This window comes from Streptomyces chilikensis, from assembly GCF_001642695.1.
GTDB lineage: Bacteria > Actinomycetota > Actinomycetes > Streptomycetales > Streptomycetaceae > Streptomyces > Streptomyces chilikensis.
Genome location: NZ_LWCC02000124.1, coordinates 22,605 through 30,430, shown reverse-complemented (window position 1 = coordinate 30,430; position 7,826 = coordinate 22,605). Strand labels below are relative to the sequence as shown.

The following is a 7,826-nucleotide window of genomic DNA, read 5'->3' as shown; positions in this document are numbered from 1 at the left end:
GAGCCAGCCGACCCCGCCGGCCACGAACAGCAAGCCGAAGTTGGGGAAGGCGAAGAGGCCGGAGAGCCGCCCGCTCAGCAATGCCCACGCGCCGCCCGCCAGGATCAGGCAGCCCAGCGCGAGCCACGGGAGAACAGCCTGCTGCGAGGAGGGCGCGTAGGAGTCGACGTGGCCGCGAACCCTCAGCTCCACGACGTCCCCCTGCCACAGCCGGACTTCGGCACGGTCACCCTTCCTGGCGTCGTCGTACGTCTTCGACCCCACGCCCAACCAGGCCGTATCCCCTGGCCGCTGGACCTTCAGGTCGTAGTACGTCGTACAGGTCGTACCTCCGCCTCCGCCGCCCGCGGTGGTCACCCCGCCGGCCGTCACACCGCCGATGGCGCCACCGGCGGTGTTCATACCGCCTCCGGCCGTGATGCCGCCGGTGGTGATGCCTCCCGTCGTGCCGCCGCTCGTGCCGTTGGACGTGCAGCGCTCACCCGTTCGCCGGCCGAGCACCGTGCCCGCCTCGCGCCGCACGCACGGTTCCCCCTCGTCCCCGTCCCCGCTCCGGCCCCCGCCCTGGCAGACCGGTGCGTCGCGGTACTCCATGGTCGCTCCGTAGCCTTCGGCGACCTGCTGACCGCAGAACAGGACTCCCCACCCGGCCGCGAGGACGAGCAGCCCCCGTAACCAGCGAGGCAGCTGCCTGCGGTACCAAACGCTGCCGTACCCCCTTCTCCTCACCCGGCTGTGATTCCCGTTCGGCTGAGCCCCCATGCGCCGGGCCCGCCACGGCGAGCAGATGACGAGCCGGCTGTACATCGATCGCCGTGTCCGGCGGGACGGGTGCCGACCGGCATGCGCTGGAGATGGCCGTGCGGCACCTGCCCCCGGAGGCGTGACCTGCGGTGACAGAGAGCAGGGGGAAGATCCTCCCTAATCCGTGCCACGGTCCGGGCAGGGACAACATCAAGCGGATCCACCGCCGCTCAGAAAGACGCCGTGTCTCCAGCCGCCCGTGTCCGGACTGCGGCACCGTCATCCGCGCCGGCTGGAAGGAGCACCGCGGCTTCGTCAACGAGGTCGGCCCGGAAGGCGACACCGTCTGGTACCGCTTCCGCGCGACCTGTCCGAAGGGCAAGAAGGGCTTCTGACAGAGGCTGGTCCTCGTCCTCCTCCTGCTGGTCACCCTCTGCGGCATCCAGGCCGGTGCCGTGGTGCCGAACCGGGCTCACAGCCGGATGCCGACGAGCGGGCTGTTCTTCATGCGGTCGGCGTCGTCCAGGTAGCGGGCGAGGACGCGGGAGCCGTCGGCCCAGCCGCCGGCGCGGGCGATCTCGAGGGGGTCGTGTCCGGCGGCGCAGGCTGCGGTGGCGAAGCCGCGGCGCAGGGAGTGGCCGGACCAGGCGCCGGTGAGGCCGGCGGCAGCGGCCAGGCGCTCGGCGACCTCGGCGGCCGCCGCGAGGGGCGTCACGATCGCGTTCTCGGCATGACGTCCCCATCGCTTCTGGCTCGTGAGAAGGAACGTGATCGAGAGCCAGAACGGGCGGGCTGGAATTCCAACCCGCCCGTTCTAGCTGCCGTCGTCTCCTTCGCTGACCGGATGCGGCGGTGGCCGTACAGCCGAACCGGCATGGAAGCCGCTTTGCAGTCAAAGGAGTCCCGCGATGACGGCGAACACGAATCCGGCACCCCTGTACGAGAACAGGCCTCCTCGGCGCAGGAGGCTCCTCCTGCCGTTCGGGTGCGACCGCGGTCGCACCCTGGACAGGGGATCAGCGGTTTCTCAATCTCCCAGAGCCTGTCCGGAACGATCCGACTTCACCTGTCCCGTCCCCCGTACCGCCTCACCGCATAGGACGCGGTCTGGAGCTCTTCTACACCGTTCGCCGGCCGGCCGGCGCGGAGGTTTCGAGGGGAGGACGGCCGGCGAGCGGTGGAGTGGAGGAGAGGGCTGGCTGCTGTTCGGTGTCGTTCCGGGTGGTTCGGATGTGGAGGGCCGAGCCCAGGGGGAGGCAGAGGACGAGAATTCCGCCGGACATGGCCAGGGCGAAGCTCCACAGGCCCATCATGAGTGCGATGCCGAGGTGGAAGAGGAAGCCGGCTCCCATGACCCACCAGCGCAGACGTGGGGGAAGCAGCGGGGAGAGGACCAGGCTGATCTCGATTGCCAGGGGGGTCCAGGTGAGCAGGGCAACGCCCAGGGCGCCAGTGATGACCGGGGCAACGAGAGTGTCGAGCCACGGTGCGGGACCGAAGTCGAGATTGCTCCCCCAGTACCACATGGCGGTGCCGTCCTGCCATTCGGCGTGGGGGAGTTTGGCAATGGCTGCCTGAAAGTAGACGACGATCATCTGCAGACGCAGCATGACCAGCCCGCTGACGCCGATGAGCGCGAGCAGGGCTGTCGCGCGGCGCGGGGGTGTGTGGTCACCGCGATGGTTCCAGTGCCAGCGGCGCCGATCTCCGAGGGCGGGGAGGACGAAGAGCACGGAGAGGATGAGGGCGATCTGGTCTCCTCCGTCGACGATGGCGATGCCGGAGAAGACGCTGTAGTTGACATAGGCATGGGGTAGTGCCGTGTAGCGGGGGCGCCAGCCCGAGGCAACGACCAGGAGGACCGCGACGCAGGCCCACTTGAGCCAGGTCAGGTGGGAGTAATTGTCGGGGGAGAGGCAGAAGAGACTGGCTGCGGTGGTGGAGTTGCAGGCGGGATAGTCGCCGATGGTGGCCACGGGCCGGAAGAGGGTTTCCGCGCTGGATGCTGCCAGGGTGCCGGCGGTTCCCAGAGCCACGAGGGTACGGGCGAGGCCGTAGACATTGGTCCAGGGATGCGGGATGAGGCGCTGGTTCACGGACATGAGATCTCCCAGACCGCGGCGCGTTCGGGGGTGTGCCGTTCGGATGAGAAGTGGCGCCAGGCCCAGCGGACCGGCTTCATCTCGATGACGGAGGCGCGCCCGCACAGGGTTGGGGACGGCGACGGGTTGGTGGTGCTCACCGCTTCGGTCGCCGCGTTGCGCAGGCAGGAGTCGACCGTAGAAGTGTCTCCGCACGGGGTCCACCGGACGTTGTCCTGGTGCAGCAGCAGCGCCACTTCGATGCCCTGGGACCTGGACGCGCGGTCGAACCCGAAGAAGTTCGAGGGCTTGGAGTGCGGGGTGAGGGCCGCACTGCGCCAGGTGCCGTCGGTCATGCGGTAGGGGGCGTACTGGGGGTCTTTCGCGGACTTGGTGAAGAAGGCCCAGCCCTGCGGCGTGATGACGGTGGCTGCCTTGCGGACGGTGCTCTGGCCGGGCAGGGAGATGACGTTGCGGGGGACGAAGCTCTGGGCCACGTACAGCCCCACGATGACCCACACCACGGTGATCGCCGTGATCCAGGTGCGCGGGACTGCGACGGAGCGGCCGGCGCGGGGAGGTTCGAGGTGGATTCTTTCGGTGAAACGCATGTGAACGGACGCCCTTGACTGGTCGGCAGAACGCAGGGGCTGCGGAGGCAGGCGGGATCAGAGGCTTGGGAGACGGGGGTGGGCCCGTCAGGTCAGGCCGCGAGCACCTGCGTGAGCTCGGCGATCTGCTCGTCTCTGGTCAGAGTGCTCTCGCCCTGGGGGGCGGCGGACCAGAAGTTGAGGGCGTTGACAACGTTGCCAGCCGCCTGGAGGTTCACGGCGACGGAGACGTTGACGGCCCCGCCGAGGTTGACGGCGACCAGGACGTTGACGGCGAGTACGACAGTGGCGCACTGGCCGGTGCCCGTGCCGGGGTCCACGGCCTTCTCCTTGGAGGACGTGCTCGAGACCAGCGCCTTGAGAACGTTCCCGGCCTCGGCGATGCCGCTCTCGACCTGTCGCGGATCACCGGAGCGGAGCTTGGAGCCGAAGGAGGCGAAGAACTGCGGCCGTTCCTTCTGGATCTTGTTCAGTACGCCGGCAACGGCCCGTCGCTGGTCGGCCGTGCTGTTCTTCTCGCGGAGGGCCGCGACGTCGACGAACGCGCCGGAGTCGGCAAGCTCCTCGGCCACCGGGCCCTGGGCGAAGGCCAGGCCCTCGAAGAGCGCCCGGCCGTCCTGGGTGGCCTTCGCCTTGGCCTCGGGCGTCGCGGCCAAGGCCGTGGAGGCGTAGGCCACCTTGGGTGTCGCCACGGCCTGCTGGGCGACGGTCGCGCCGAGCCCCAGGGCGGCGACAGCGGCGACGGCGATGTTTACGCGCCTGTGCATGAAGTGCTTCCCGCTTTCTCGCGACATTCCAGTGGTCACACTGCGTGACGCCTGGTGATGGACGAGTGAAGGCTGCAAGTGTTCGAGGGCCAGGTCATGCGCCATTTCGCCGCCCTCCAAGACTTCCCGCCACATCGATCCGGCCGGGTTTCAGGAAGATCCGACAGGGAAGAGTGGGCCATCAAAGCGGTAAGTTATTCTAGCTCAACGTAAACAAGTTTCGTGACCCGGATCACTAGCGAGGATGATCTATATGTATGCGAACAATCCATCTGTTAGCATCCCGCGCCGCGTGGCGGCCCTCATCGGACCCTTCGCAGGAGGAGCGCTAGCTTCCGCAGTCGCCTTTCTGCTGCTCAGGGCCTCTTTCCCGGACCGCGTACCCACCCATTTCGCGCTGGATGGGACCCCTGACAGGTTCAGCTCGCCGGCCGCAGCACTTGGCCAATACATGATGATCTTCGCGATCGAAGGTGCCGGAATCCTGGCTGCCAGCTGGTCCGCGAAGTCCGGGCGCATCTCCCTGCGCTCGCTGTGCGTGTTCTCCTGTGGTCTGGCCGCAGCAACCGCCTACCTCTTCATCGCGGGCATGTGGGCCGCCAGCGACTCCGGGGACAGCGTGATGGAGTTCTCCCTCCTCCAGCTCCCCCTGGCCGTCGTCGCCGGTGGAGCCGTCGCCGCAGCCGCCTGGTACCTCTCCCGGAGCCGGACGTGAAGCAGAACTTCGCACCCCGCCCCGTCACCGTCTGGCACCGGTCCCTGACCAGTGGATGGATGCTGGCGACCGGCATCGTCTCCGCCGCCGGCCTGCTCGTAATCGCAGCCATCGACCGCCCGCACCGTGTCATCGCCCTGTGGCTGCTGGTCGTCTCGGCCGCCTTTCTCGTCACCGGCACCATCCGCGTCACCGTCTCCCCCCGTGGAGTGACCGCAGGATCGGCTCTCCTGCCATTCCTGCAACGCCGGTTCACCCTGGAGCGCATCGAGTACGCTTCCGCCCGCTGGACACGTCCCACGGAGATAGGCGGATGGGGATACCGTTGGAACCCCGGCCTCAGCGCGATCTCCCTGCGTGAAGGCGACGCCCTCTGGCTGACTCTCACTGACGGCAACCAGTTCGTGATCACCATCGACGACGCCGCCTCCGCCGCGCAGCTCGTCAACCAACTCCTGCCCCACGGACACAAAGGCCGTTGACATGCTGGTCACGATCGACCGCGCTTCTTCCGTGAGTCTCGCGGAACAGATCGCCGCCTCCGTGCGCCGCAACATCACCGAAGGCAAAATCCAGCCGGGCGACCGCCTGCCGCCCGCTCGCACGCTGGCCCACGCCTTGGACATCAACATGCACACGGTCCTGCGCGGCTACCAGATCCTCAAAGAGGAGGAACTCATCGAACTCCGCCGCGGACGCGGAGCCGTGGTCATCGCCGCAGCCCTCACCCAGGCCCCCGTCATCGAGGCATGCCAGCGCTTCATCCACATCGCGGTGAAAACAGGCATGACGGCACCCGAGATCCTCCAGATGGTCAAAAGCCGCCTGGATCCCCTCATCTGAGAACATCCCGCCGACCCACCCAGCCCCTGGGACAACGACGTCATGACGCCCTCGGGTCAAATCGGCGCACCTCTCACCGCTACAGGCTCCGTCCGCTGCCCCTGGACTGTGCCGGGGGCCGGTACGGACTGGGCCCGCTGCTGGGTCGCTTGGCAGCTGAGTTCGGCGAGGTGGTTGGCCCGGTCCTTGACCTCCCACTGGTACGCGGTGGGGTTGATCTCCCGAAGCCGCTGCCGGATGTCCTGCCCGGCGCGGATGAGCGCGACGGCCCCCACTCATCCCGGCAGCGCCGGCGGCGGCCTCCTTCGCCTCGCCGTGGGCGGCACCGAGCTGCTGGAGGTCGTGAACGTCCATCGCGTGGATGCGTTGGGCAGGAGCTGCCGCGTCTCCTGCAGTCGTCGGGCCACTGGTGGCGCAGCTCGTCCCACGCCATCAGCATCTCGGCGCGGGCCTCACCGGCGGTCTCGACGGCGTGGACGCGGCCGCCGTCGGCGAGCAGCTCCAGCCCGGCCTGGTGGTCGCCGGTGCGCCACACCTCCAGCGCCGCCCGCTCGGCCGCATCGTGCCGGCGGCGGTTCTCGTCCAGGGCGAGGCCGTCGACCAAGCGGTGGGCCTCGTGGAACCAGCCGCCGATGCCGACGGCCTGGAGCTGTAGCGGGTCGCCGATCGCGATGACCTGCGTCCCGGTCCGCGCCGCCTCGGTGAGCAGGCGGGCGGCGGAGCGGTCGGCGGTCATCGTCGCCTCGTCGACCACCAGGACGTCGACACCGGTCAGGCCTTCGCCGGAGTCAATGCGCTGCAGCCACGCGGCGACCGTGCGGGAAGGAATGGCGGATGCTTCCTGCAGTCCCTGGGCGCCGGCGGCCGACAGGCACGCGTCGGCGTAGGTGATGCCGATGGCGTCCCAGGCGATCCGGCAGACGTCCATCAGCGTGGACTTGCCCGCGCCGGCCACCCCGACCACGGCGTCGGTCCCGTTGCCCGCGCACAGCAGCCGGATGACCACCTCCCGCCGCTGCTCCGGCAGGGAGAAGCCCGCGGCGACCGCGAAGACGTCGACGGCGGCCGCGACCTGGCCCTCTCGGTCAGTCGCACCATGTCGTCCCCGTATCGCGCGCGGGCCTGGGTGACGGCGACGTCCTCGGCGGCCAGGGCGTCGCGGGTCGTGCAGCGGGCGGCCGACGACATGACGGCCGATCCGGTGTCCGGCGGCGCGACCGCGAACCGGGCCGCCCTGCCGGGACCGCCGGCCGTCGGCCGTCGCACGCACGTCGCCGGACGTGTCGCCGCTCGTCCGCGGCTGGTGACAGCGCTCCTACGGCACCCCTCACGAGAAAGTCGCGCGGCAGGACATAGATGTGAGGCCCTGTGTCCGTCTGAGTGGTGCAGGAGTTCGACAGACGCATCACCGAGACTCGCAGGAGGAGTCAGATGGAGACCAGGCGCGGATGGAGGCGGCTCGCCACGATGGGCGCCGCGGCCGTGGTGCTGGCGGGCGGTGCCGGGGCGGCCGTGGCCGTGGAGCGGACGGCCGGGCATGCCGCCCGGGTGCCGGCGACGGTGGACGCGGCGGCACCGGCGAAGGCCACGGACCGTGCGACGACGGCCCCGGGGCCGCGGATCGTGCGGCCGTACCAGCCGGTGGGCATCGGGCAGGGCGCCGTCATGGCCCTGCTGCCCGAAGGCCGGCAGAACTACGTCGTGGCCTGGACGGACGTTCGTGAAGCGGTCGAGCAGGCCCGGGAGATGGTGGGCGACGACATCCGGCCCGAGAGCCTCAGCGGCGGCATCAACGTCGACGGGGCCGACGTGCTGTACACCGGCGCGTGGCGCACCAGCACCCCGCCCGCCCGGATCACCGTCCGCACGGCTGACGGCGCCGAACGGGACGCGGGCGTGCTGAGCCTGCCCGGCAGGCCGGGCTGGGGGACCTACTACCTCGACGCCGCCGGCTCCGGGACCCCGCGGGGAACCGTCACGGTCACCGCCTACGGCCCGGACGGCGAGGTCCTGGCGACCCTGGCGTACGAAATGTTCCCGACCGGACGCTGACCGCGACCGCAGA

Annotated in this window: 11 protein-coding genes and 1 pseudogene; 6 read left to right on the top strand and 6 right to left on the bottom strand. The window is 69.7% G+C overall.

Annotated features, from left to right (window positions below; all coding sequences use genetic code 11):
• Positions 1–594 (bottom strand): hypothetical protein (locus A2U95_RS26390; protein ID WP_240958167.1); only part of this gene is annotated, 594 nt, incomplete at its 3' end.
• Positions 595–893: 299 nt separating this feature from the next.
• Between A2U95_RS26390 and A2U95_RS26385 the strand changes: the two genes are divergently transcribed.
• Positions 894–1,139 (top strand): hypothetical protein, encoded by a 246-nt coding sequence (locus A2U95_RS26385; protein ID WP_166027527.1) that lies wholly within the window; start codon positions 894–896, stop codon positions 1,137–1,139.
• A gap of 77 nt (positions 1,140–1,216) precedes the next feature.
• Here the strand turns inward: A2U95_RS26385 and A2U95_RS26380 are convergent, their stop codons facing one another.
• The 4 genes from A2U95_RS26380 to A2U95_RS26365 form a co-directional block, all read right to left on the bottom strand.
• A complete protein-coding gene (locus A2U95_RS26380; protein ID WP_240958166.1) occupies positions 1,217–1,459 on the bottom strand; it encodes a tyrosine-type recombinase/integrase in 243 nt (80 codons plus the stop codon).
• Positions 1,460–1,862: 403 nt separating this feature from the next.
• Positions 1,863–2,846 (bottom strand): sporulation-delaying protein SdpB family protein, encoded by a 984-nt coding sequence (locus A2U95_RS26375; RefSeq protein ID WP_166027525.1) that lies wholly within the window; start codon positions 2,844–2,846, stop codon positions 1,863–1,865.
• Positions 2,837–3,436 carry an SdpA family antimicrobial peptide system protein gene (locus A2U95_RS26370; protein WP_166027523.1) on the bottom strand — a complete coding sequence of 200 codons (600 nt, stop codon included), beginning with the start codon at positions 3,434–3,436 and terminating at the stop codon, positions 2,837–2,839. Before A2U95_RS26370 ends, A2U95_RS26375 begins: the two co-directional genes overlap by 10 nt.
• A 92-nt stretch (positions 3,437–3,528) precedes the next feature.
• Complete coding sequence (locus A2U95_RS26365) at positions 3,529–4,203, bottom strand: sporulation delaying protein family toxin (protein WP_166027521.1); 675 nt, start codon at positions 4,201–4,203, stop codon at positions 3,529–3,531.
• Positions 4,204–4,447: 244 nt separating this feature from the next.
• Between A2U95_RS26365 and A2U95_RS33855 the strand changes: the two are divergent.
• From A2U95_RS33855 to A2U95_RS26350, 4 genes and pseudogenes are all read left to right on the top strand, one after another.
• Positions 4,448–4,633, top strand: a pseudogene (locus A2U95_RS33855) (DUF1648 domain-containing protein); the annotation flags it as partial.
• Between the two features lie 21 nt (positions 4,634–4,654).
• Positions 4,655–4,918, top strand: coding sequence for a hypothetical protein (locus A2U95_RS33005; RefSeq protein WP_240958150.1), 264 nt, complete (start codon positions 4,655–4,657; stop codon positions 4,916–4,918).
• On the top strand, positions 4,915–5,400 hold the full coding sequence (locus A2U95_RS26355; RefSeq protein WP_166027517.1) for a hypothetical protein: 486 nt from the start codon (positions 4,915–4,917) through the stop codon (positions 5,398–5,400). Before A2U95_RS33005 ends, A2U95_RS26355 begins: the two co-directional genes overlap by 4 nt.
• 1 nt (position 5,401) lies before the next feature.
• Entirely contained in the window at positions 5,402–5,761 is a 360-nt protein-coding gene (locus A2U95_RS26350) for a GntR family transcriptional regulator (protein WP_166027515.1), read from the top strand.
• A gap of 79 nt (positions 5,762–5,840) precedes the next feature.
• Here A2U95_RS26350 and A2U95_RS26345 read toward each other — a convergent pair whose 3' ends face one another.
• Entirely contained in the window at positions 5,841–6,767 is a 927-nt protein-coding gene (locus A2U95_RS26345) for an AAA family ATPase (RefSeq protein WP_240958148.1), read from the bottom strand.
• Between the two features lie 425 nt (positions 6,768–7,192).
• On the opposite strand from A2U95_RS26345, the gene A2U95_RS26340 reads away from it, so the two are divergent.
• Entirely contained in the window at positions 7,193–7,813 is a 621-nt protein-coding gene (locus tag A2U95_RS26340; RefSeq protein WP_166027511.1) for a hypothetical protein, read from the top strand.
• The last annotated feature ends 13 nt before the right edge of the window (positions 7,814–7,826 follow it).